Consider the following 22,263-nt stretch of genomic DNA (forward strand, 5'->3'; position numbering starts at 1 on the left):
GGTCGATGGCTCACGGGCGCTGTTCCGCTCAGAGGTACGGGCCGCCCGAGCGGCCGCCGGTACGCGGGTCGTCGCCGCCCTCGTGTCCGCCCACGCCCGGCGGGAGCGCGCGCCGCATCTGCTCCAACTGGGCCCGCGCGGCCATCTGCTGGGCGAACAGCGTGGTCTGGATCCCGTGGAAGAGACCTTCCAGCCAGCCCACCAACTGAGCCTGGGCGATCCGCAGTTCCGCGTCGCTCGGCGTCGCCTCGTCGGTGAACGGCAGGGACAGCCGCTCCAGCTCCTCGACCAGCTCCGGGGCGAGGCCGTCCTCCAGCTCCTTCACCGAGCTGGCGTGGATCTCCTTCAGCCGTACCCGGCTGGCCTCGTCGAGGGGAGCGACCCGCACCTCCTCCAGGAGCTGCTTGATCATGCTGCCGATCCGCATGACCTTGGCCGGCTGCTCCACCTGCTCCGTCACCGGAATCTCGCGGGAGTCATCGTCGCCACCGCCGAGTGCCATCCCGTCCTGACCCACGACGAGGATCTGGGGATTCTCCGGCGACCGTTCGTTCCTCGGCATCTCCATGCAGCCATTCTCTCGCACCCGTACTTCACATCACCGTGGTGCCCCCTCGTGAGGTTGATCCACCGTTTAGACCCGATGGCCTAACCCGAAATGCTCTTGTAAGCGACGAATGTGAGGCTTGTCTGCGTCGGTTATCCATCGGTCACGGCACCTGGGTTCCGGGAGGTCACCGACGTGACTCCATGGTTGCGCCTCATGCTTCGCCGCGTACGGCTGCTGCTCGTCATAACGGCCGCCCTGCCGCTCTTCGGCACGGCCACCGCCTACGCGGCCGCGCTCGCGCAGACAACGGGAACCGCTCCCGCCCACGGACGCCCGGACGACTCAGACCGGGACGGCGCGTACGGCCCGGGCCGCGGCGGCCTGGACCACCCCGGCCACCCGCAGCCGGACGGTGCGGGTCACGGCCTGCCCGCGCGCGGCTCCCCTGCCGCCGGCCCGTGGGCACCGGCCACCCCCTCCGGCCCGGACTCCTCCTCCGCTCCGGACGCCGCCCCGGTCTCCCGCTTCTCTCCGTCGTCCCGCGCCGCCGAGCCCTCGCGGGCCGGAAGCCGGGCCGGCGAGGGACGGATGCGGCCGGGCCGGCCGGACGGGCCCGCGGCCGAGGTGGAGGGCGACGACACCGTGCCCTCCCGGGCCGCGGAGACCGCCGACCAGCCCGAGGAGCCGGAGACCGCCGATGTGCCGGGCGTGACACCCGGTGCCTCCCCGCCTCCTGAGGAGGCCGGTCTCCAGCCCGCACAGCCTCCGCAGCAGCCCGCCGGCCGGCAGGCCGCCTCGGAGGGCGAGGGCACGACCGAACCGGTCCTGCAGATCCTTCCGCTGGGCAGCGGACTGGTCCTCATCGGCCTGGGGCTGGGCCTGGCGCTCCTGGGACTCAGGCTCCGCAGGCCCTGACCGCGCCACGCAGCCGCTACTGCGTGACCAGCAGCACCTTGCCGATGTGGCCGCTCGCCTCCAGCACCCGGTGCGCCTCGGCCGCCTGCGCCATCGGCAGTTCGCGGTCCACCACCGGACGGACGTGCCCGGCGGCCAGCAGCGGCCAGACGTGCTCGCGTACGGCCGCCACGATGGCCGCTTTCTCTTCCAGCGGCCGGGCCCGCAGGGAGGTGGCGGTGATCGCGGCCCGCTTGCTGAGCAGCGTGCCGATGTTCAACTCGCCCTTGATGCCGCCCTGCATACCGATGATCGCCAGTCGTCCGTTGACCGCGAGGGCCCGGACGTTGCGGTCGAGGTATTTCGCGCCCATGTTGTCGAGGATGACGTCGGCGCCCTTGCCGTCGGTGGCTCCCAGGATCTCGGCGACGAAGTCCTGCTCGCGGTAGTTGATCAGCACGTCCGCACCCAGCTCGGCGCACTGGTCGAGCTTCTCCTTGGTCCCGGCCGTCACCGCGACCTTGGCGCCGACGGCCTTGGCCAGCTGGATCGCCATCGTGCCGATGCCGCTGGAGCCGCCGTGCGCCAGCAGCGTCTCGCCCGGCCGCAGGTGGGCGATCATGAACACGTTGGACCAGACGGTGCTCACCACCTCGGGGAGCGCGGCCGCCCGCTTCAGGTCGACGCCCTCGGGCACGGGCAGCAGCTGTCCGGCCGGTACGGCGACCTTCTCGGCGTAACCGCCGCCCGAGAGCAGCGCGCACACCTCGTCGCCCACGGCCCAGCCGGAGACTCCCGGGCCGAGCGCGGCGATCCTGCCGGAGCACTCCAGGCCCGGGTAGGGGGAGGCGCCGGGCGGCGGGTTGTAGAAGCCCTGCCGCTGCAGGACGTCGGCGCGGTTGACGGCGCTGGCCACCACCTCGACCAGCACCTCGCCCTCGCCGGGCACCGGGTCGGGGGCCTCCGCCCAGACCAGCGCCTCGGGACCACCAGGTTCGGGAATCGTGATCGCATGCATGACCGCGACGCTACTCCCCGGAGGTGGCGTCACCAGGGCAGCCCCGCCCGCTCCCTGATGTCGCGGCCGGTCCCGTCAGTCGCGGGGCATGCGCCAGGTGCCCGGGGCGACGTGGGCACCGGGGGAGACGCGGGCGATGGTGATCAGCCGGTCCGTCAGCTGGAGGGTGCCGACGGACGGGTCGTCGTAGCCGAGCACCCGGTGTCCGCGCAGGACGCTGACGACGAGATCGTCCGTCTCGCGGGGCTTCTTGCCCACCTCGGCGCGCACGACCGGGCGTTCGACGATGTCCAGACCGCTGCCCTGCTGGATCAGGTCCTCCATGACCATGCCCGCGGCCGGGCTGAGGACGGAGAGACCGAGGAGCCGGCCGGCCGCGCCGGAGCTGGTGATCACGGCGTCGGCGCCGGACTGCTTGAGCAGCGGGGCGTTCTCCTCCTCCCGCACGGCGGCCACGATCTTCGCCGCCCGGTTGAGCTGCCGGGCGGTCAGGGTGACGAGGACGGCGGTGTCGTCGCGCTGCGGGGCGACGATGATCTGCCGGGCCTTGTGCACCTCGGCCCGCTTGAGCACCTCGCTGCGGGTGGCGTCGCCTATGACGCCCGCGAAGCCCTCGGCGGTCGCCGCGTCGACCACCTTGGAGCTGGGGTCCACGACGACCACCTGCTCCTTCTTCAGCCCGGTCGCGCAGACGGTCTGGATGGCCGACCGTCCCTTGGTGCCGAAGCCGATGACGACGGTGTGGTCGCGCAAGGTGGCCCTCCAGCGGTTCAGGCGCCATTCCTCCCGGGTGCGTTCGGTGAGGACCTCCAGCGTGGTGCCGACCAGGATGATCAGGAACAGCACGCGCAGGGGGGTGATGACGAAGATGTTCATGAGCCGGGCACTGTCGCTGACCGGGGTGATGTCGCCGTATCCGGTCGTGGAGAGCGTGACGGTCGCGTAGTAGAACGCGTCGAGGAAGTCGACCGACCCGTCGGAGTTGTCGTTGTAGCCGTCGCGGTCGGCGTAGACGATCAGTGCGGTGGCGACCAGCACGCCGAGGGCCATCAACAGCCGTTTGGAGACCTGGCGGATCGGGCGCTCCACCAATTTTCTCGGGAGTTTCACCCGATGGGTCACCAGATGCTCGTCCGCCTGGCGGGCGATGGCGTCGTGGCCCGGAAGTTTCACGTGAAACACACCCCGATTCCCGCGGCCGCCCAGGGCAGGTCCAGCAGCTCCGTCTCCTCGCCCTGTCCGGCGCCGCCCGGCGGTACGACGGCCAGCGCGTCGGCGGCGGCGATGCCGCGGAGCATGGCCGGACCGTTGTAGTGCAGCGGGACGGCGCGGTCCCCGCGCAGCACGACGGGGATGAGCCGGGTGTCGTGCGGGTGGCCCTGCACCGCGTCCCTGAGCGGCAGCGTGTACGGCTCCGGCGCGGGACGGGCGGCGAGGGTCCGCAGCAGGGGCTCGGCGAGCGTGAGCAGGCCGGAGACGGCCGCGAGCGGGTTGCCGGGCAGACCGACGAGGTGCCGGCCCTCGTCCAGGCGGGCGAGCAGCATGGGGTGGCCGGGGCGGACCTTGACGCCGTCGACGAGGAGCTCCGCGCCGATGCGCTCCAGGGTGGGGTGGACATGATCGACGGGTCCGGCCGCGGTGCCGCCCGTGGTGACGACCAGGTCGGCGGTGGAGCCTGTGACGGCCCTGCGCAGGGCGCGGGCGTCGTCGCCGATCCGGCGTACCGCGACCACGTCGGCGCCCAGTGCGCGCAGCCAGGGCGGCAGCATGGGGCCGAGCGCGTCCCGGATCAGTCCGTCGTGCGGAAGACCCTCGCCGAGCAACTCGTCGCCGAGTACCAGCACTTCGATGCGAGGCCGGGGCACGGCGGTGACGGTGTCGTATCCGGCCGCCGCGGCGAGCCCCAGGACGGCGGGCGTCACCAGGGTGCCGACGGGCAGCAACTGGTCGCCGCTGCGGCACTCCTGGCCGCGCGGCCGGATGTCCTGGCCGTGCGCGACCTCCCGCGTGGCGTGGAGCCGGCCCTGGGCGTCCGTACGGCCGTGCTCACTGCGCAGGACGGCGGTGGTGTCGGCGGGGATGCGGGCACCGGTGGCGATGCGGACCGCTTCGCCGTCGGTGAGCGGATCGGGCTGGGCGTGCCCGGCGAGCACTCCGGCGTCGCGCACCTCCCAGGGTCCGGGTCCGGCGACCGCCCAGCCGTCCATCGCCGAGGTGTCGAAGGAGGGCAGGTCGGTGAGCGCGTCCAGGGGAGCGGCCAGCACAAGGCCGAGCGCGTCGCCGAGCGGCACCGAGACGGTGTCGCGGCGTGCGCCGGACCGCGCGGTGCGGGCGGCGATCTCACGGGCCCTCCCCCAGGGGGTCGCCCGGTGCCGTTCATGCCTGCCGGTGTCCGCCGCGCCCGCCGGTGGTTCGCGGCGGGGATCGGGGGCGGAACTGTCGTCCTTGGGCTCCCTCACCAGGGCCAGAGCCTCCTCGACATCGAGGTCGTCGGTGTCCTCGGCGGGCGCCGGCGCTCCGACTCGGGTTCCGGGGGCGGTCACCCGGCGTCCGGGGCGCTCGTGCCCCCGCCCTTTCCCTGGTCCCCGGCGGACCCCTCGGCACCCTTGTGCTCCGCCGCCCACCGCAGGGCCAGTGCGGCGGCCTTCCGGGAGGCCTCGGCGACGGCCTCGGGGCCGCCCTTGCCCAGGGCCGCGGCGTAGCCGACGAGGAAGGTGGTCAGCGGGGCGGCGGGCCGGGCCACGCCGTGTGCGGCGTCCCTGGCCAGGTCGAGGAGGACGCCGGTGTCGACGTCCAGGTCAATGCCCAGCTCGTCCTTGACTGCGGAGATCCATTCATCCAACACGTGCCCATGCTCCCTGATGCGTGCTCTGGCGTCGGCGATGTCGTCCCAGGTGTCGCAGTCGAAGGACGCGAGCGGGTCCGGCACACGGGTGAGGTGAAGTGCACCGGTCAGCCGGCGCAGGGGCAGCCCGGTCAGGCCGCCGTGCTCGGCAGCGAGGGCGGCCAGCTCCCGGCGCAGCGGGGCGGTGCGGTAGGCGGCCACGAGGGGCTGGTCACGGCCCTCCGCGTCGGTGAGCAGCGCACCGTCGGCGCCGGTGTCGCGCAGGGCGGCCAACAGGCGCCGCACCGCGCTCTGTTCGAGGAAGGGGAGGTCGGCGGAGAGGACGACGGCGAACTCGGCCGTCGTGAGCCGCAGTCCCGCCTCCAGAGCGGCGACCGGCCCGCCACCGAAGGGCTCCTCGCGCGCCCAGCGCACCGGCCGGGCGGTGGGCCGGGGCGCGGCGACCACGATCGTCGTCCGGGCGCCCGCGCAGGCCGCGAGCACCCGGTCCAGCAGCGCGCGGCCGCCGACCCGGACGCCGGGCTTGTCGGCGCCGCCCAGCCGTCGCGCGGCACCGCCGGCCAGCACGACGGCGTCGTACGGCGCGGCGGTCCCGGTGGTCGCAGTGGTCACGGGGGCGTTGTCGCTCACCCCCCGAGTATGTCCTGCCGCTCCCTTCTCGCGGCTCCTTGTCCTACAGCGTGCGCAGGAGCACCGCCGGCTGTTCCACGCAGTCGGCCACATACCTGAGGAAACCGCCCGCCGTGCCGCCGTCGCAGACCCGGTGGTCGAAGGTGAGCGAGAGCTGGACGACCTGGCGGACCGCCAGTTCACCCTCGTGCACCCACGGTTTGGCGATGATGCGGCCGACGCCGAGCATGGCGGCCTCGGGGTGGTTGATGATCGGGGTCGAGCCGTCGACGCCGAAGACGCCGTAGTTGTTCAACGTGAAGGTGCCGCCGGTGAGTTCGCCGGGAGTGAGCGTCCCCGTGCGGGCGGCCTCGGTGAGCCGGGCGAACTCGCCGGTCAGCGACTCGGCGTCGCGTGCGTGGGCGTCCCGGACGACCGGCACGACCAGTCCGCGCTCGGTCTGCGCCGCGAACCCGAGGTGGACGTGGCCGAGCCGGACGACCTCGCGGGCCTCGGTGTCGACGTAGGAGTTCAGCTCGGGGAACCGGGCGAGGGCGGCCGTGCAGACGCGGGCCAGCAGCGCGAGGAGGGAGATCTTGGATCCCCCGGCCGCGTTCATGGCGGCCCGCGCGCGCATCAGTTCGGTAGCGTCGGCGTCGACCCAGCAGGTCGCGTCCGGGATCTCCCGCCGGCTGCGGGAGAGCTTGTCGGCGACGGCACCGCGAATGCCCTTGAGGGGGATGCGGACCTCGCCGGCCGCGGCGGCTGTGGCGGCGGGGGGCCGTCCGAGGGGTTCCGCGACCGGGGCGGTCCGCTCGACCGGTTCCGCGGTGGAGGCGGCCCGCGCGGAGTCGGCCCGCAGCACGTCCTCGACGTCGGCCCGCAGGATGAGGCCCTCGGGTCCGGAGCCGGCGAGCTGCCGCAGGTCCACGCCGTTGTCGCGGGCGAGCCTGCGCACCAGCGGGGAGATCACGGGAACGGGGCCGTCGGTGACGGCGGGTGCCGGGGCGGCCACCCGCGTGCGGGGCGCCGAGGCGTCTTCGGGCCGGGCCGTTCCGTTGCGGGCCGCCGTGGCCGGAGCCCCGGCGCGCACCCGGCGCCGGCGGGCCGCCGGGGCCTGCGTGCCGTATCCGACCAGGACGTTGCCGGAGCCCTCCGGCTCCTGCGCCGACGGTTCGCCCACCGCCACCGTCAGCAGGGGGGCGCCGACGGGCAGTTCGGCGCCCTCCTCGCCGAAGCGGGCGGTGACCACTCCGCCGTAGGGGCAGGGCACCTCGACCATCGCCTTGGCCGTCTCGACCTCGACGACCGGCTGGTCGATGGTGACGACATCGCCGACCTGCACCAGCCAGCGCACGATCTCCGCCTCGGTGAGTCCTTCGCCGAGGTCGGGGAGCTTGAACTCCAGCACCTGTGCCATCAGTCCTCGGCCTCCCACTGCAGCCGCGCCACGGCGTCCAGGATCCGGTCGACGCCCGGCAGGTGGTGCCGCTCCAGCATGGGCGGCGGGTAGGGGAGGTCGAAGCCGGCCACGCGCAGCACCGGGGCCTCCAGGTGGTGGAAGCACCGCTCGGTGACGCGGGCGGCGATCTCGCCGCCGGGGCCGCCGAATCCGGTGGACTCGTGCACGACAATGGCTCGTCCGGTGCGCCGGACGGCCGCGCAGACCGTCTCGTCGTCGAACGGCACCAGGGAGCGCAGGTCGACGACCTCCAGGTCCCAGCCCTCCGCCTGCGCGGCCTCGGCGGCCTCCAGACAGACCGGCAGGGACGGGCCGTAGGTGATGAGCGTGGCGCTGCGGCCGGGGCGCCGGACGACGGCGCGGCCGATCGGCTCGACCTCGGTCGGCTGCTCCGGGTTCCAGGAGTCCTTCGACCAGTACAGGCGCTTGGGCTCGAGGAAGACGACCGGGTCGTCGGAGGCGATGGACCGGCGCAGCAGCCCGTAGGCGTCCTCGACGGTCGCCGGGGTGACGACGTGCAGGCCCGGGGTGGCCATGTAGTAGGCCTCGGAGGAGTCGCTGTGGTGCTCCACTCCGCCGATGCCGCCGCCGTAGGGGATGCGGACGGTGATCGGCAGCGGCATCCTGCCGCGCGTCCGGTTGCGCATCCGGGAGACATGGCTGATCAGCTGCTCGAACGCCGGGTACGCGAAGGCGTCGAACTGCATCTCCACCACCGGGCGCAGGCCGTACATGGCCATGCCGACGGCGGTGCCGAGGATGCCGGCCTCGGCGAGCGGGGTGTCCGTGCAGCGGTCCTCGCCGAACTCCTTGGCGAGACCGTCGGTGACCCGGAAGACACCGCCGAGGGTGCCTACGTCCTCGCCCAGGACGTGCACGGTGGGGTCGGCGGCCATCGCGTCGCGCATCGCGCGCGTGAGGGCCTGCGCCATGGTGGCGGGCTTGACGGCGACGGTGGTCATCGGGCGCCGCCTTCCTGCTCACCGTGCTGCTCCTGCTCGGCCTCCAGCTCGGCGCGCAGCAGGGCGCGCTGCTCGCGCAGCTGGGAGGTGCTCTCGGCGTACACGTGGTCGAAGAGGTCCATGGGGTTCAGTTCGGGATCCCGGTTCATGCGTTCCCGCAGGTCCGCGGCCATCACCTCGGCGTCCTGACGGACGGTCTCGATGCCGGCCTCGTCGATCAGTCCGCGCGTTGTGAGCTCCTGCTCCAGCAGCCGGACCGGGTCGTGCGCGCGCCAGGCCTCGACCTCGGCGTCGCCCCGGTAGCGGGTGGCGTCGTCGGCGTTGGTGTGGGCGTCGATGCGGTAGGTCACCGCCTCGATCAGGGTGGGGCCGCCGCCCGAGCGCGCGTGCCGTACGGCGTCGCTGAGCACCTCGTGCATGGCCGCCGCGTCGTTGCCGTCGACCAGCCGGCCCGGCATGCCGTACCCGACGGCCTTGTGGGCCAGGGAGGGCGCGGCGGTCTGCTTGGCGAGCGGGACGGAGATGGCGAAGCCGTTGTTCTGCACGAGGAAGACGACCGGGGCCTGCCAGACGGCGGCGAAGTTCATGGCCTCGTGGAAGTCGCCCTCGCTGGTGCCGCCGTCGCCGATCATGGCGAGCGCGACCACGTCGTCGCCCTTGAGGCGGGCAGCGTGGGCGAGTCCGACGGCGTGCGGGAGCTGCGTGGCCAGCGGGGTGCTGAGGGGGGCCACGCGGTGGTCGTAGGGGTCGTAGCCGGTGTGCCAGTCGCCACGCAGCAGGGTGAGGGCCTCGACAGGGTCGACGCCCCGGGCGACCACGGCGAGGGTGTCGCGGTAGCTGGGGAAGAGCCAGTCGCGCTCTTCGAGGGCCAGCGCGGCGGCGACCTCGCAGGCCTCCTGGCCGGTGCTGGAGGGGTAGACGGCGAGACGGCCCTGCTTGGTGAGCGCGGTGGCCTGCGTGTTGTAGCGGCGGCCGCGCACCAGCTGGGCGTAGAGCCGGCGCAGCAGGTCGGGGTCGGCCTTGGCGGCCGCCTCGGTGCCGAGGACGCGGTACGGCTCGGCGTCGGGCAGCAGCGGCGCGGGGTCCATACGGGGCTGCCAGGCGGGCGGCGGCGAAGGCCGGTACGCGCCCCGCTGCTCCAGAACCGTCATGACGGCACCTCCTCGTGGGAGCGGCTACGGGAGACGTGTCGGCTGTGACCCGCCTCACCTACCGATTGTTCGGTCGTCGGCACATTTTGGCTACAGCCCCCTCCAGGCTGTGGACAAACGGTTCTGCGCGACCTGGAATGAATGCAGGACGTCCACGGAGACAGAGCGGGGGGACATGGCAGCTGAACAAATGGCCGACGGACCGCAGGCCGGCACAGCTTCGCCGCCGCGTCCGCTGGACGCCATCGATCAGGACATCCTCAAGATCCTCCAGGCCGACGGCCGTGCCTCGATACGCTCCGTGGCCGAGCGGGTGCACGTCTCGCGCGCCAACGCCTACGCCCGCATCAACCGGCTCGTCGAGGACGGGGTGATCCGCGGGTTCAGCGCACGCGTGGACCACGAGCGTGCGGGGCACGGCACCTCGGCGTACATCACGCTGAAGATCGTGCAGAACACCTGGCGCACCGTCCGCGAGCATCTGCGCCGGCTGCCCGGCGCCTCCCACATCGCGCTCGTCGGCGGTGACTTCGACGTGCTGCTGCTGGTCCACACCCCGGACAACCGGGCACTGCGCGAACTGGTGCTGACCCGGCTTCAGGCGATCCCCGAGGTGCTCAGCACCCGCACGCTGCTCGTCTTCGAGGAGGAGGACGTGGAGCCCGACAGCTGAGGCCCGCCGAAGGGGCGCAGCACCCCGGGGCCCGAAGGGGGTTCAGGCCTCGCGGAGCCCGGCGAAGACCAGCCTGGCCACCGCGTCGGCCACTTCGGGGCCACTGGCGCCGCGCGTCTCCGGCCGGTACCACTCCACGATGGAGTTGATCATCCCGAAGACCAGCCTGGTGGCCAGCCGGACCTCCACGTCCCCGCGCACGTCCCCGTCGGCCGCGGCGGCCTTCAGCAGTTCGGCGACCCGGTGGTCGAAGTCGCGGCGCCGCTCCAGCGCCCACCGCTCGGTGGCGGTGTTGCCGCGCACCCGCAGCAGCAGCGTCACGTACGGCAGCTCGGCTATGAGCACCTCGACCATGCGCCGCACGACGTGTTCCAGCCGGTCCACGGCCCGCCCCGCGCACGCGCCCTCCTCGTCCAGGATGGCGAACAGGCCGTCCAGGGCGCGGCTGACGGCCCGCCGCAGCAGCTCCTCCTTGCCACTGACGTGGTGGTAGATCGACGACTTGGAGATACCGGCCGCCTTGGACAGGTGCTCCATGGAGGTGCCGTCGTAACCGCGGTCGTTGAAGACCTGCACGGCCACGGAGAGCAGCGTCTCCGGGGTGTACGTGTCGCGCTTGGCGGTGGTCATGCGGTGCCCTCCCGCTGGTCGGTGGCGAACGAGTGCCGGTAGAGCGCGAGGGAGGGCGCGTACCGGCCGGAGGGGTCCCGGTCGTGCAGTTCCTCCAGCAGGTCGTAGGCCCAGCCGCGGGGGAGCCTGCGGCACCACTCGAAGGGACCGAGCGGGTAGTTGACCCCGAGGCGCATCGCGGTGTCGATGTCCTCCTCGGTGGCCACGCCCTTGGCCACGGCGTCGTGGGCGAGGTCGATGATCCGGGCGACCGTCCGCGCGACGATCATGCCGGGGACGTCGCCGATGACGCTGACGTCCTTGCCGAGCGCCTGGAAGAGGCCGACGGCCTCGGCGAGGGTCCGCGGCGCGGTGTCCTTCGACGCCGACACGGCGACGCGGGTGGCCTTCCGGTAGTCGAGGGCCAGGTCGAAGTAGACGACGTCGCTGAACTCCACCGAGGTCTGGCCGTCGGCCAGGGCCAGCTGGCCGCCGCTGGGCAGTACCAGGCGCGTGCCCTCGTTCTCGTCCTCCGCGCGGACCTCGATGCCCGCCTCGCGGATCAGGGTGAGCAGCTCGGCGGCGGGTCCCAGATCGCCCTCGACGACGACATGGGCGGGCGGCCGCTCCTGGTCGGCGGTGTGCGGCTCGGGGCGCTCGGCGTCGTCGGCGTGGTCGTACCAGCCGCGCCCCGTCTTGCGGCCCAGCCGCCCGGACTCGACCAGCCGCCGCTGGGCGAGGGAGGGCGTGAACCGCACGTCCTGGAAGAAGGACTGCCACACCGAGTGGGTGACGGACTCGTTGACGTCCTGGCCGATCAGGTCGGTCAGTTCGAAGGCGCCCATCCTGAAGCCGCCCGACTCCCGCAGCACCGCGTCGACGGTGGCCGGTTCGGCGGCCTGCGCCTCGTACACGGCGAACGCCTCGGCGTAGAAGGGCCGGGCGATGCGGTTGACGATGAAGCCGGGGGTGTCCGCGCAGGCCACGGGCGTCTTGCCCCAGGCTCGGGCGGTCTCGTACGCGCGCGTGGCCGACGTGAAGTCGGTGGCGAACCCGGAGACGACCTCGACCAGCGGCAGCAGCGGGGCCGGATTGAAGAAATGCAGGCCCACGAAGCGGCCGGGGTGGCGCAGGGCGCCGCCGATGGCCGTCACCGACAGCGAGGAGGTGTTGGTGGCGAGCAGGCAGTCCTCGGCGACGATCTCCTCCAGCTCGCCGAAGAGCTGCTGCTTGACGTCCAGCCGCTCCAGGACGGCCTCGACGACCAGCCCGCAGTCGGCGAGAGCGGCGAGACTGTCGGCGGGCGTGAGCCGGGCCCGGGCCGCGTCCCGGTCGGCGGCGCCGAGCCGGCCCTTGGTCACCAGCCGGTCCAGGCGGCCGCCGATCGCCGCGGCCGCCTCCTGGGCACGCCCGGGTACGGCGTCGTACAGCCGCACCGGGTGGCCGGCGACCAGCGCGACCTGGGCGATGCCCTGGCCCATGGTGCCGGTGCCGACGACGGCGACGGGGCTGCTGAGGTCGAGTCCTGTCATGTGCGCGATCCTCCCGCACGGGGTTTTCCACAGATGCGGCAGGCCCCCTTGTCCCGACCGATCGTTCGGTTACTCTAGCTCTGTCCGTCTGTTCCTGCCTCTGTTTCCGCCCAGGTCATGAACTCGGCCGACGAGTTCTTGAGACGAGGAGTTGGTCCCGCATGGCCGCCGAACTGACCACGCACGACCTGATCGCCAGGCACCGGCCCACGCTCGACCAGGCCCTGGAAGCGATCCGCACGCGTGCGTACTGGTCCCCGCACCCCGAGCACCCCAAGGCCTACGGCGAGCACGGCAGCCTGGACGCGGCGGCGGGCAAGGCCGCCTTCGACGCCCTGCTGGGCACCCGCCTCGACCTCGGCCAGCCCGGCACCGACGGCTGGGTCGACGGCGAGGTCTCGCCGTACGGCATCGAGCTGGGCGTGAGCTACCCGCACGCGGACGTCGACGTGCTGCTGCCGGCGATGAAGGCGGGCCAGCGGGCCTGGCGCGACGCGGGCGCCGAGACCCGTGCCGTGGTCTGCCTGGAGATCCTCAAGCGGATCAGCGACCGGACGCACGAGTTCGCCCACGCGGTCATGCACACCAGTGGCCAGGCCTTCATGATGGCGCTCCAGGCCGGCGGCCCGCACGCGCAGGACCGCGGCCTGGAGGCGGTGGCCTACGCGTACGTGGAGCAGGTCCGCACGCCCGACACGGCGGAGTGGACCAAGCCGCAGGGCAAGCGGGACCCCCTCGCCCTCACCAAGCAGTTCACGCCGGTCCCCCGCGGCATCGGCCTGGTCATCGGCTGCAACACCTTCCCGACGTGGAACGGCTACCCGGGCCTGTTCGCCTCCCTGGCCACCGGCAACGCGGTCCTGGTCAAGCCGCACCCGCGCGCCGTGCTGCCGCTCGCGCTGACCGTGCGGATCGCCAGGGACGTGCTCGCCGAGGCGGGCTACGACCCGAACCTGGTCGCGCTGGCCGCCGAGCGCCCCGGCGAGGGCGTCGCCAAGACCCTCGCCACCCGCCCGGAGATCCGCATCATCGACTACACCGGGTCGACGTCCTTCGGCGACTGGCTCGAGGCCAACGCCCGCCAGGCGCAGGTGTACACCGAGAAGGCCGGCGTCAACACGGTGATCGTGGAGTCGACCGACGACTACAAGGGCATGCTGTCCAACCTGGCGTTCTCGCTGTCCCTGTACAGCGGCCAGATGTGCACCACGCCGCAGAACCTGCTCATCCCCCGCGAGGGCATCCGCACCGACGAGGGCCCCAAGACCTTCGACGAGGTCACCGCCGACCTCGCCCGCGCGGTCGACGGCCTCCTCGGCGACGACGCGCGCGCGAACGCCCTGCTCGGCGCCATCGTCAACCCGGACGTGAAGGCCCGCCTGGAGGCCGCCGCCGGACTCGGCGAAGTCGCCCTCGCCTCCCGTGAGATCAGCAACCCGGAGTTCCCGGGCGCGGTCGTGCGCACCCCCGTCATGGTCAAGCTGGACGGTGCCAAGCCGGACGACGAGGCTGCCTACATGAGCGAGTGCTTCGGCCCCGTCTCCTTCGCCGTCGCGGTCGACTCCGTGGCCGACGCGCTGGAGCTCCTGCGCCGCACGGTCCGCGAGAAGGGCGCGATGACGGTCGGCGCCTACACCTCCGACGCCGAGGTGGAGCGGGCCGTCGAGGAGGTCTGCCTGGAGGAGGCGGCCCAGCTGTCGCTCAACCTGACCGGCGGGGTGTACGTGAACCAGACGGCCGCCTTCTCCGACTTCCACGGCTCCGGCGGCAACCCGGCGGCGAACGCCGCCCTGACCGACGGCGCGTTCGTCGCCAACCGCTTCCGCGTGGTGGAGGTGCGCCGGCAGGCGTGACGTTCGGCCGGCAGGCACCCGTCGGGGTAGCGCCCCCGCCTCACCGGGCGGGAGGCGCTCCCTGACCCGCGCTCCAGTGGTAGAGGGTCATCGCCACGCTGGTGGCGAGGTTGTAGCTGGAGACCTGGGGGCGCATCGGCAGCCTCAGCAGGTGGTCGGCTCGTGCGCGCAGCCCGGGCGACAGCCCGGTGCGCTCCGAGCCGAAGGCGAGGACGGCGTCGTCGGGCAGCTTCGTGCCCCGGATGTCCTCGCCCTCCGGGTCGAGGGCGAACAGCGGGCCGGCGGGCAGCTCGTCGACGCCGAGGCGCTCCACGGCCGTCGCGAAGTGCAGTCCGGCGCCGCCGCGCACCACCGTCGGATGCCAGGGGTCGAGCGTCCCCGTGGTGACCACCCCGGCCACCCCGAAGCCCGCGGCCAGCCGGATCACGGCCCCGGCATTGCCCAGGTTCCGCGGGTTGTCGAGGACCACGACCGGAGCGGTGCGAGGGGTGCCGCCCAGTGCCCGCAGGTTGGCCTCGCGGGACGGCCGTACGGCGAGCGCGGCCACCCCCGTCGGGTGGGGCCGCGGGACGAGCGAGGCGTACACCGCCCCCGGCACCTCCGTCAGCAGGGCGTCCAGCACGTCCCGTACATCACCGGCCAGCTCCTCGGCGAGGGCGAGCGCGGCCCGCCGGTCGGTGGTGACCGCCACCGGCACCTCGGCACCGAACCGCAGCGCGTGCTTGAGGGCGTGGAAGCCGTCGAGCAGGACGGCGGCACCGGCGAGATCGCGCCAGCGGGTCAGCGGGTCGGTCATGCGGTGCACCCTACGCGGCCCCCACCCGGCCCGGAGTGCTCTCCTCCGCCGCGCGCGGAGCGGGCACCGCGGGGCCCTCGCGCCGGACGAACCGTCCCCGCGCACGAGCCGCCGCACCGCCCACCCGCCGCAGGAAGGAGGTCGGCAGGAACACCGCGTCCGCGGCGATCATCGCCAGCGAGAAGAACGGCAGGCCGAGGACGACCGCGATCACCGCGTGCTCGGTCATCATCAGCACCAGCAGGACGTTCTTGACCCGCCTGTTGAACAGGGTGAACGGGAAGGCGACCTGCACCATGACCGTCCCGTACGTCACGAGCATCATGATCGTGCCGCTGGCGGACAGCAGATCCCCGAGTCCGGGCCAGGGCGAGAAGTACTGCAGGTGCAGCGGGTAGTAGACGGCGGTACCGTCCTGCCAGCGCGAGCCCTGGATCTTGTACCAGCCGGCCGTCGCGTAGATCAGGCACGCCTCCGCCATGATCACGAACAGGGCGCCGTTGTGCAGGACGTTGGCGACCACGTCCAGCAGGACCCGCGGCTCGGACGCGGCCGCCCGGCGCTCGACCAGCCCCCACAGGCCGAGTACCGTCCACACCGTCCACAGCAGCGCGGGGATCAGCCAGCCGTTGTCGAAGCGGCCGGTCAGCGTCACCGTGGCGAGGCCGAGACCGAGGACCGCCCACAGCACCGGGCCCACCCGGTCGGCCGGGACCAGCTCCCCCCGCGCGCGCGCCGCCTCGTTCCGCGCCGCCCGCCGCGCGTCGAGGGACCACACCTGACCGCAGCGCGTGAACAGCAGGTAGAAGGACATCAGGTGCAGGACGTTGTCGCCGCCGTCTCCCATGAAGACGCTGCGGTTCTGCAGCGACAGCACACCCACCATGAACAGCACGGACGCGGTGCGGGTGCGCCAGCCGGCCAGCAGTGCCGCGCCGGCCAGCATCGCCAGCACGTAGAAGCCCTCGAACCAGGCACGCCCGTCCGACCACAGCAGCGCGCTGAAGGCGTGGTTGTCGGCGGTCAGCTGCTTGGCGAGCTGCCAGCCCCAGGGGCCCGAGGGGCCGTACAGCTCCCGGCGGTGGGGGTACTCACGGAGCAGGAAGAGCAGCCAGGTCGCGGCGAAACCGATACGGATCACGGCGCTCTGGTACGGGCCGAGTGCCGCACCGGTGACGCGGGCGATGCCGCGCGAGAGGGTCAGCGAGAGCGGGTTCACCGGACGCCTCCAGCGGCCTCGTCGGCAGTCACGGACCACCAGGGGAGCTGGCGGTACACGGGTTTGTCGGACACCCGCTCACGGCTCCACTCGGGTGGCTGCACATTGGTGGTGGCCGAGCGGACCTGCACGCGCTGGATGACGCCCCCTTCGGCGGCCGGGGTGTCCCGGTACAGCCGCATCACGACGATCCGGCGCAGATACTGCTCGGACAGGGCGCCGCGCAGCGCCACGGGACGGTTGTCACCGGTGTGCGTGGCGACGAAGAAGTCCCAGGCCCGGCGCAGCTCGTTCTGCTGGGTGTGGCTGGGCACCGGATTGCCCTTGATGGCGGCGCCGTCCTGGGCGGACAGGTCGGTCCAGCCGGTGGTGCGCACCCCGCCGTCGTTCGTCCGCAGTTCGGCGCGCACCTGGACGCCGACGTTCTGCTGGAGCGGGTTCGGGGCGAACAGCTTCCAGTTCTGCTCGAACTCGGGGTACACCCAGTCCTCGACCGCCTTGCCGTGCTGCTTCGTCACGGTGTTCGCCGGCGCGAGGCTGAGGAACACCATCAGCAGGTGCACACAGGCGGCGACGGCGACCACGGCGAGCGCCACGGCGGCGCCCACCTGGTAGCGGGGAGAGAGGGCGGCGACGCCGACACGGGGGGCGGCGAGCGCTCCGCCGCCGTCGGACGCGTCGGCCTCGTCCGGCCCGTCCGTCGCGCCGGGTTCGGGCAGCACGTGCGCCCCGCTCGACCCGGCCCGCTCCGGAGCGTACGGCCGCTCGCCCGGCCGGGACTGCTCGGACGCCCCGGGCTGCCGGGGCAACTGGGGCGGCTCGGGCAGCCGGGGCTTCTCGGACGGCCGGGAATGCTCGGGCGGCCGGGGCTGCTCAGGGGGCTTCGAGGGCTCGAAGGCACCCGTGCCCCGCCGGGCCCCCGAGTCCTCGTCGTTCACGTCCATTGCGCCCCGTCCCCCGTTTCGGCTCATTCGTTCCGCTGGTCGCCGCGGCTGAGTGCGTCAGCCCGATGCGCGGCCACCGCCACAGGCGCCGCGCGGATTCACGAGCGCCACAGCGGCGCCCGCACGGAACGGTACTCAGCCGGAGCCACCGGGCGCAGCCCCGGGTGCGGGCCCATGACCGTGGTCCTCGCCACGTGCCGGGCCCGCCACCGGTGAGGCAGGGGGCGAACCGGACACCGACCGCCACGCACCGTTCCCTTCTTCTAGAACCTGTTCTATCTTGACGGCCCGTCAGGCGAGCTGTCGGACCAACCGTCATGGAAACCCATCCGCCGGGAGGACAGGCCGTGGACTTCACCTTCACCGAGGAGCAGCTGGCGGCGGCCGAGGCGGCGCGCGGAGTGTTCTCCGGCGTCGCACCGGACGCGGTCCCCAGCCCGGCGCTGACCACCGGAGCCGTGGCCGAGGGCCTCGACCGGGAGCTGTGGTCCCGGCTCGCCGCCGCCGACCTGCTGAGCCTGCTCCTCGACGAGGCGCACGGCGGGGCCGGCCTCGACGCGATCGCGCTGTGCCTGGTGCTCCGCGAGTCCGCCGGCGTGCTCGCGCGGGTTCCGCTGCTGGAGCACAGCGCCGCCGCCGCGGCCGTGCAGACCCATGGCGGTACGGAGCTCGCCGGGCGCCTGCTCGGGCGGGCGGGCCGCGGCGAACTGGTACTGACCGTGGCGGCGAACGGACGTACCGGCCACGACCCGGCCGAGTCGGCCGTCACCGCCCGGCGGGAGGGCCCGGTGTGGGTGCTGGACGGGGTGCAGACGGCGGTGCCGTGGGCGTACGACGCGGACCTCGTCGTCGTGCCGGCGCACGTGGAGGGCACGGCCGCCGACCGGACGGTGCTCGCGCTCGTACCGCGTGACCGGGACGGCGTGGACCTGGCCGAGCAGGTGTCGACCAGCGGGGAGCGGCTGGCGGAGCTGCGGCTGGCGTCCGCACGGATCGACGCCGTGGACGTCATCGAGGCAGAGGGGGCGTGGGAGTGGCTGCACGCACTGCTCACGACCGGCGTCTGCGCGCTCGCGCTGGGACTCGGCGAGCGGGTGCTGCGGATGACCAGCGAGTACACCGGCAAGCGCGAGCAGTTCGGGTATCCGATCGCGACCTTCCAGGCGGTGGCCGTGCAGACCGCCGACCGCTACATCGACCTGCGTGCCATGGAGGCCACCCTGTGGCAGGCCGCGTGGCGGATCTCCTCGGGGGCGCCGGGGGCGCTGCCTCTGGCCGGGGACGTCGCGGTGGCGAAGATCTGGGCGGCGGAGGGGGTGCGCCGGGTGGTGCAGACGGCGCAGCATCTGCACGGCGGCTTCGGTGCCGACACCGACTACTCACTGCACCGGTACCACGCCTGGGCCAAGCACCTGGAGCTGGCGCTCGGCCCGGCGGCGGCGTACGAGGAGCGGCTCGGGGACCTGCTGGCGGCCCATCCGCTGGGCTGACCGCCCCCGCGTTCGCGCCGCCCCGCCCCCGGGCGCGGGGAACTACAGAACGAAGCCCGGCTTGCCGTCGTCCGTGATCACCGGCCGGCCCGCGGCCTGCCAGACCTGCATGCCGCCGTCGACGTTCACGGCGTCGATGCCCTGCTGGGCCAGGTACATGGTGACCTGGGCCGAGCGGCCGCCGGAGCGGCAGATGACGTGGACGCGGCCGTCCTGCGGGGCGGCCTCGGTCAGCTCGCCGTAGCGGGCCACGAACTCGCTGATGGGGATGTGCAGTGCTCCCGCGGCGTGGCCCGCCTGCCACTCGTCGTCCTCGCGGACGTCCAGCAGGAAGTCGCCGTCCTTGAGGTCCGAGACCTCGACCGTGGGCACACCAGCTCCGAAATTCATGTCCCCGACGCTACCCGAAGCGGACCGGGCTCAGTCCTGCTCCCGCAGGCCCGCCAGCTCCGTCTCCCGCTCGGCGATGTCGGCGCGCAGCCGTGCGCCGATCTCGTCGAGCAGGCCGTCGGGGTCGTCCGGCGCGAGGCGGAGCATGCCGGCGATGGCGCCGTCCTCCAGCTCGCGGGCGACGAGCGTGAGCAGCTCCTTGCGCTGGGAGAGCCATTCGAGGCGGGCGTACAGCTCCTCGGCGGGGCTCGGCAGGCGCTCGGGCGGTACCGGGCCCGCCGCCCACTCCTCGGCGAGCTCCTTCAGCAGCGTCTCGTCGCCACGGGCGTAGGCGGCGTTCACGCGGGTGATGAACTCCTCACGCCGCTGCCGTTCCTCTTCCTCCTGGGCCAGGTCGGGGTGGGCCTTGCGGGCCAGCTCGCGATAGAGCTTGCGGGCCTCCTCGCCGGGCCGGACGCGCTGCGGGGGCCGCACCGCCTGGTCGGTGAGCATGGCGGCGGCCTCCGGGAACAGCCCGCCGCCGTCCATCCAGCCGTGCATCAGTTCTTCGACGCCCGGGATCGGCAGCACCCGGCCGCGGGCCTCCTCGGCCAGACGGATGTCCTCGGGATCGCCGGTGCGGGCGGCCTTCGCCTCGGCGATCTCGGCGTCCAGTTCCTCGATGCGGAGGTAGAGCGGGCCGAGGCGCTGCTCGTGCAGCCGGGAGAAGTTCTCCACCTCGACGCGGAAGGTCTCCACCGCGATCTCGTACTCGATCAAGGCCTGCTCGGCGGCCCGGACGGCCCGCTCGAGCCGTTCCTCGGGACGTGGTGCCTGGGGCTCATCGGCTTCCGGGGTCGTCACCCGCCCAGCGTAGCGCTGCGCCCGTCCGGGACCGGGATCCACGGTTCCGGTCGGCTTGGGGCCGGCACCCGGCGCACCGTCCCCGCGACCGCTCACGGCGGACCTGGCTCCTGCCGCGGTGCCCCTCCGGACCGGCCGCACAAGTCCTCGCGCCCCCGGCGCACCGCACGGCACCCACCCTCCGCACCCCGGTCCGGCCACGGTCCGCCCCGCCCGGACGCGCCCGGCACGACCACCCTCGGTTGCCCGGTGCCGCGACCACCGGCGGAGCCCCGTCACACCCCCAGCTCGGCCTCGATCCGTCCCGCCCGCACGCCCTCGACCAGCTGGGCGTGGTCCGCCTCGGTGCGGTCGGCGTAGGCGACCGCGAAGTCGGCCACCGCCTCGTCCAGCTCCTCGTTCTTGCCGCAGTACCCGGCGATCAGCCGCGGGTCGGCGCTGTGGGAGTGGGCGCGGGCCAGGAGCGCGCCGGTCATACGGCCGTAGTCGTCGAACTGGTCGGCGGCGAGCGCGGCGGGGTCGACGCTGCCCTTGCGGTTGCGGAACTGGCGCACCTGGTAGGGGCGCCCCTCGACGGTGGTCCAGCCCAGGAGGATGTCGCTGACCACCTGCATCCGCTTCTGCCCGAGGACGACTCGCCGGCCCTCGTGGCCGGCCTGCGGTGCGTCGAAGCCGGCGGTGACCAGATGCGGCAGGAGTGCGGAGGGCCGCGCCTCCTTCACCTGGAGGACCAGCGGCTGCTCACGGTGGTCGAGGAGCAGCACGACGTAGGAACGGGTGCCGACGCTGCCGGTGCCGACGACCCGGAAGGCCACGTCGTGCACCGCGTGCCGGGCGAGCAGCGGGTGCCGGTCCTCGCTGAGGGTGTCCACGTACGACTCCAGGGACGCGGCGACCGCGGCGGCGTCCGCGTCCGGTATCCGGCGCAGCACCGGCGGTGCGTCCACGAAGCGGCGGCCGCCGTCCTCCGCCGTCTCGGTCGACTTGGCCGCGAACCGGCCGCTGGTGTTGGCCCGGGCCTTCTCCGAGACGCGCTGGAGGGTGCCGAGCAGGTCGTGGGCGTCCGCGTGGGAGACCAGTTCCTCGTCGGCGATCGCGTTCCAGGCGTCCAGGACGGGCAGCTTGGCCAGCAGCCGCATGGTGCGGCGGTAGGCACCGGCCGCGTCCTGGGCGGCAGCCCGGCAGGTGTCCTCGTCGGCGCCGGCCTCCCGCCCGGCGAGCACCAGCGAGGCCGCCAGCCGCTTGAGGTCCCACTCCCAGGGGCCGTGCACGGTCTCGTCGAAGTCGTTGAGGTCGATGACCAGGTCACCGCGGGCGTCGCCGTACAGCCCGAAGTTGGCCGCGTGCGCGTCGCCGCAGATCTGCGTGCCGATCCTGGTCGTCGGGGTGCGGGCCAGGTCGTACGCCATGAGCCCGGCGGAGCCGCGCAGGAAGGCGAAGGGGGTGGCCGCCATCCGGCCCACCCGTATCGGCGTCAGTTCGGGGATGCGGCCGGCGTTGGACTGCGCGACCGCGCTCACCGCGTCGGGGCGGCCGGCGTCCAGGTCGAGGAGGCGGTGCGCACCGCGCGGCACGCTCTGCCTGAGTGCCTTGCCCTCCTGCTTGGGGGTGCCCCTCGGGGGCCAGGCGGCGAAGCCGCGCATCCGGGGCAGCCGGGGCGGGGCCGCCGGCTCCGTCCCGTCCGCTTCCACTCCCACAACGGCTCCGGTCATCGCGACCGCCTCCCCCGACACGTGCTTCTCCGCAGATCAGCTCAGCCATCAGCTCGGACATCAACTCGTGCAGACCGTACCGCCGGTGGCCGAAACGCGTCAGACCCCTGTGGACAACTCGGCGCCTGTGGACGGCTGATGGCGCGAAGTGCCGTCATCCCTACGGCGTTCCGGCGCCGAGCGCGAGCCGTGAGATAGCTCACCGGCGGCGACGGGCCGGCCCGGGTGAGTGGCTGTGCGATCCCTCACAGGCGTCGCCACAACGCGAAACGGGCCCCTGCCGGTGACTTCCGTCACCGGCAGAGACCCGTTCCGTCTCTGTGCGCGAGGGGGGAGTTGAACCCCCACGCCCTTGCGGGCACTGGAACCTGAATCCAGCGCGTCTGCCTATTCCGCCACCCGCGCATTGGGTGTGTCTTCCGGCTTCGCCCCTTTCGGGCCGGCCCCTTCCGACACCCAGAACATTAGCACGTCGTACGGGGTGGGTTCACATCCCTTGGGGCCCGCCCCGGGCCCCCGACGAGCCCGGCCGCCCCCGCGTATCAGGGAGAGCCTGTTCACGTATCAACCTCGTACCGGTCCCCGTCATCTGTACAGGAGACGGACCGGACGCACAGCCGGGTGCGGGACACTGGTCTTCGACCCCCTCTACGATCCATGCCGGAAGACAGGTCCCAGCAGGAGTCCCGGAACGAGTTCCGGGGAGGAGTT

At 73.2% G+C, this 22,263-nt stretch carries 20 protein-coding genes and 1 tRNA gene; 4 read left to right on the forward strand and 17 right to left on the reverse strand.

Annotation, left to right across the window (positions count from 1 at the left end; all coding sequences use genetic code 11):
- Positions 1 to 28 precede the first annotated feature (28 nt).
- Positions 29 to 568, reverse strand: a complete 540-nt coding sequence (locus BLW57_RS19690; RefSeq protein ID WP_093476196.1) for a bacterial proteasome activator family protein — start codon at positions 566 to 568, stop codon at positions 29 to 31.
- Positions 569 to 763: 195 nt separating this feature from the next.
- On the opposite strand from BLW57_RS19690, the gene BLW57_RS19695 reads away from it, so the two are divergent.
- Positions 764 to 1,465: a hypothetical protein gene (locus BLW57_RS19695; RefSeq protein ID WP_256339533.1), complete on the forward strand. Its 702-nt coding sequence runs from the start codon at positions 764 to 766 to the stop codon at positions 1,463 to 1,465.
- Between the two features lie 16 nt (positions 1,466 to 1,481).
- Here the strand turns inward: BLW57_RS19695 and BLW57_RS19700 are convergent, their stop codons facing one another.
- The 7 genes from BLW57_RS19700 to pdhA all read right to left on the reverse strand — a co-directional run bounded on the left by BLW57_RS19700 (position 1,482) and on the right by pdhA (position 9,491).
- Positions 1,482 to 2,462, reverse strand: coding sequence for an NAD(P)H-quinone oxidoreductase (locus BLW57_RS19700; RefSeq protein WP_093476199.1), 981 nt, complete (start codon positions 2,460 to 2,462; stop codon positions 1,482 to 1,484).
- Between the two features lie 75 nt (positions 2,463 to 2,537).
- Complete coding sequence (locus BLW57_RS19705; RefSeq protein ID WP_093476200.1) at positions 2,538 to 3,635, reverse strand: potassium channel family protein; 1,098 nt, start codon at positions 3,633 to 3,635, stop codon at positions 2,538 to 2,540.
- A complete protein-coding gene (locus tag BLW57_RS19710) occupies positions 3,632 to 5,005 on the reverse strand; it encodes a molybdopterin molybdotransferase MoeA (protein ID WP_093476202.1) in 1,374 nt (457 codons plus the stop codon). The genes BLW57_RS19705 and BLW57_RS19710 overlap by 4 nt, the downstream gene beginning before the upstream one ends.
- Positions 5,002 to 5,937, reverse strand: coding sequence for a molybdenum cofactor guanylyltransferase (locus BLW57_RS19715; RefSeq protein WP_256339534.1), 936 nt, complete (start codon positions 5,935 to 5,937; stop codon positions 5,002 to 5,004). Before BLW57_RS19715 ends, BLW57_RS19710 begins: the two co-directional genes overlap by 4 nt.
- A 43-nt stretch (positions 5,938 to 5,980) precedes the next feature.
- A complete protein-coding gene (locus tag BLW57_RS19720; protein ID WP_093476205.1) occupies positions 5,981 to 7,336 on the reverse strand; it encodes a dihydrolipoamide acetyltransferase family protein in 1,356 nt (451 codons plus the stop codon).
- The gene (locus BLW57_RS19725; RefSeq protein WP_093476206.1) at positions 7,336 to 8,340 is read right to left on the reverse strand and encodes an alpha-ketoacid dehydrogenase subunit beta; all 1,005 of its coding nucleotides are present in this window, start codon (positions 8,338 to 8,340) and stop codon (positions 7,336 to 7,338) included. Before BLW57_RS19725 ends, BLW57_RS19720 begins: the two co-directional genes overlap by 1 nt.
- Positions 8,337 to 9,491, reverse strand: coding sequence for a pyruvate dehydrogenase (acetyl-transferring) E1 component subunit alpha (pdhA, locus tag BLW57_RS19730; RefSeq protein ID WP_093476208.1), 1,155 nt, complete (start codon positions 9,489 to 9,491; stop codon positions 8,337 to 8,339). Before pdhA ends, BLW57_RS19725 begins: the two co-directional genes overlap by 4 nt.
- Before the next feature lie 175 nt (positions 9,492 to 9,666).
- Between pdhA and BLW57_RS19735 the strand changes: the two genes are divergently transcribed.
- On the forward strand, positions 9,667 to 10,164 hold the full coding sequence (locus BLW57_RS19735; protein ID WP_256339535.1) for an Lrp/AsnC family transcriptional regulator: 498 nt from the start codon (positions 9,667 to 9,669) through the stop codon (positions 10,162 to 10,164).
- Between the two features lie 42 nt (positions 10,165 to 10,206).
- Here BLW57_RS19735 and BLW57_RS19740 read toward each other — a convergent pair whose 3' ends face one another.
- Positions 10,207 to 10,794: a TetR/AcrR family transcriptional regulator gene (locus BLW57_RS19740; RefSeq protein ID WP_093476211.1), complete on the reverse strand. Its 588-nt coding sequence runs from the start codon at positions 10,792 to 10,794 to the stop codon at positions 10,207 to 10,209.
- Positions 10,791 to 12,305, reverse strand: coding sequence for a 3-hydroxyacyl-CoA dehydrogenase (locus BLW57_RS19745; protein ID WP_093476212.1), 1,515 nt, complete (start codon positions 12,303 to 12,305; stop codon positions 10,791 to 10,793). The genes BLW57_RS19740 and BLW57_RS19745 overlap by 4 nt, the downstream gene beginning before the upstream one ends.
- Before the next feature lie 161 nt (positions 12,306 to 12,466).
- On the opposite strand from BLW57_RS19745, the gene paaN reads away from it, so the two are divergent.
- The gene (gene paaN / locus BLW57_RS19750; RefSeq protein ID WP_093476214.1) at positions 12,467 to 14,158 is read left to right on the forward strand and encodes a phenylacetic acid degradation protein PaaN; all 1,692 of its coding nucleotides are present in this window, start codon (positions 12,467 to 12,469) and stop codon (positions 14,156 to 14,158) included.
- 40 nt (positions 14,159 to 14,198) lie between these two features.
- On the opposite strand, the gene BLW57_RS19755 is transcribed toward paaN, so the two are convergent.
- The 3 genes from BLW57_RS19755 to BLW57_RS19765 are packed head-to-tail and all read right to left on the reverse strand — an operon-like array spanning position 14,199 to position 17,117.
- Positions 14,199 to 14,954, reverse strand: a complete 756-nt coding sequence (locus BLW57_RS19755; RefSeq protein WP_093480780.1) for a TrmH family RNA methyltransferase — start codon at positions 14,952 to 14,954, stop codon at positions 14,199 to 14,201.
- A gap of 10 nt (positions 14,955 to 14,964) precedes the next feature.
- Positions 14,965 to 16,173, reverse strand: coding sequence for an HTTM domain-containing protein (locus BLW57_RS19760; RefSeq protein WP_093476215.1), 1,209 nt, complete (start codon positions 16,171 to 16,173; stop codon positions 14,965 to 14,967).
- Positions 16,170 to 17,117: a DUF5819 family protein gene (locus BLW57_RS19765; protein WP_093476217.1), complete on the reverse strand. Its 948-nt coding sequence runs from the start codon at positions 17,115 to 17,117 to the stop codon at positions 16,170 to 16,172. Before BLW57_RS19765 ends, BLW57_RS19760 begins: the two co-directional genes overlap by 4 nt.
- A gap of 347 nt (positions 17,118 to 17,464) precedes the next feature.
- On the opposite strand from BLW57_RS19765, the gene BLW57_RS19770 reads away from it, so the two are divergent.
- The gene (locus tag BLW57_RS19770) at positions 17,465 to 18,607 is read left to right on the forward strand and encodes an acyl-CoA dehydrogenase family protein (protein WP_093476218.1); all 1,143 of its coding nucleotides are present in this window, start codon (positions 17,465 to 17,467) and stop codon (positions 18,605 to 18,607) included.
- Positions 18,608 to 18,649: 42 nt separating this feature from the next.
- On the opposite strand, the gene BLW57_RS19775 is transcribed toward BLW57_RS19770, so the two are convergent.
- The 4 genes from BLW57_RS19775 to BLW57_RS19790 all read right to left on the reverse strand — a co-directional run bounded on the left by BLW57_RS19775 (position 18,650) and on the right by BLW57_RS19790 (position 21,957).
- Positions 18,650 to 18,979: a rhodanese-like domain-containing protein gene (locus tag BLW57_RS19775; RefSeq protein WP_093476220.1), complete on the reverse strand. Its 330-nt coding sequence runs from the start codon at positions 18,977 to 18,979 to the stop codon at positions 18,650 to 18,652.
- 48 nt (positions 18,980 to 19,027) lie between these two features.
- Positions 19,028 to 19,840, reverse strand: a complete 813-nt coding sequence (locus tag BLW57_RS19780; RefSeq protein WP_073890257.1) for a hypothetical protein — start codon at positions 19,838 to 19,840, stop codon at positions 19,028 to 19,030.
- Positions 19,841 to 20,115: 275 nt separating this feature from the next.
- Positions 20,116 to 21,552: a DUF2252 domain-containing protein gene (locus tag BLW57_RS19785; protein WP_093480781.1), complete on the reverse strand. Its 1,437-nt coding sequence runs from the start codon at positions 21,550 to 21,552 to the stop codon at positions 20,116 to 20,118.
- 321 nt (positions 21,553 to 21,873) lie between these two features.
- Positions 21,874 to 21,957: transfer RNA gene (locus BLW57_RS19790), tRNA-Leu, on the reverse strand.
- Positions 21,958 to 22,263: the final 306 nt, after the last annotated feature.

This window comes from Streptomyces sp. 1222.5 (assembly GCF_900105245.1).
GTDB lineage: Bacteria > Actinomycetota > Actinomycetes > Streptomycetales > Streptomycetaceae > Streptomyces > Streptomyces albidocamelliae.

Bases quoted from the DNA above. Each gene is read 5' to 3' on its own strand.
- BLW57_RS19690 (WP_093476196.1), bottom strand. From the start codon at position 568: ATGGAGATGCCGAGGAACGAACGGTCGCCGGAGAATCCCCAGATCCTC.
- BLW57_RS19695 (WP_256339533.1), top strand. From the start codon at position 764: ATGCTTCGCCGCGTACGGCTGCTGCTCGTCATAACGGCCGCCCTGCCG.
- BLW57_RS19700 (WP_093476199.1), bottom strand. From the start codon at position 2,462: ATGCATGCGATCACGATTCCCGAACCTGGTGGTCCCGAGGCGCTGGTC.
- BLW57_RS19720 (WP_093476205.1), bottom strand. From the start codon at position 7,336: ATGGCACAGGTGCTGGAGTTCAAGCTCCCCGACCTCGGCGAAGGACTC.
- BLW57_RS19725 (WP_093476206.1), bottom strand. From the start codon at position 8,340: ATGACCACCGTCGCCGTCAAGCCCGCCACCATGGCGCAGGCCCTCACG.
- pdhA (WP_093476208.1), bottom strand. From the start codon at position 9,491: ATGACGGTTCTGGAGCAGCGGGGCGCGTACCGGCCTTCGCCGCCGCCC.
- BLW57_RS19735 (WP_256339535.1), top strand. From the start codon at position 9,667: ATGGCAGCTGAACAAATGGCCGACGGACCGCAGGCCGGCACAGCTTCG.
- BLW57_RS19740 (WP_093476211.1), bottom strand. From the start codon at position 10,794: ATGACCACCGCCAAGCGCGACACGTACACCCCGGAGACGCTGCTCTCC.
- BLW57_RS19745 (WP_093476212.1), bottom strand. From the start codon at position 12,305: ATGACAGGACTCGACCTCAGCAGCCCCGTCGCCGTCGTCGGCACCGGC.
- paaN (WP_093476214.1), top strand. From the start codon at position 12,467: ATGGCCGCCGAACTGACCACGCACGACCTGATCGCCAGGCACCGGCCC.
- BLW57_RS19755 (WP_093480780.1), bottom strand. From the start codon at position 14,954: ATGACCGACCCGCTGACCCGCTGGCGCGATCTCGCCGGTGCCGCCGTC.
- BLW57_RS19765 (WP_093476217.1), bottom strand. From the start codon at position 17,117: ATGGACGTGAACGACGAGGACTCGGGGGCCCGGCGGGGCACGGGTGCC.
- BLW57_RS19785 (WP_093480781.1), bottom strand. From the start codon at position 21,552: ATGACCGGAGCCGTTGTGGGAGTGGAAGCGGACGGGACGGAGCCGGCG.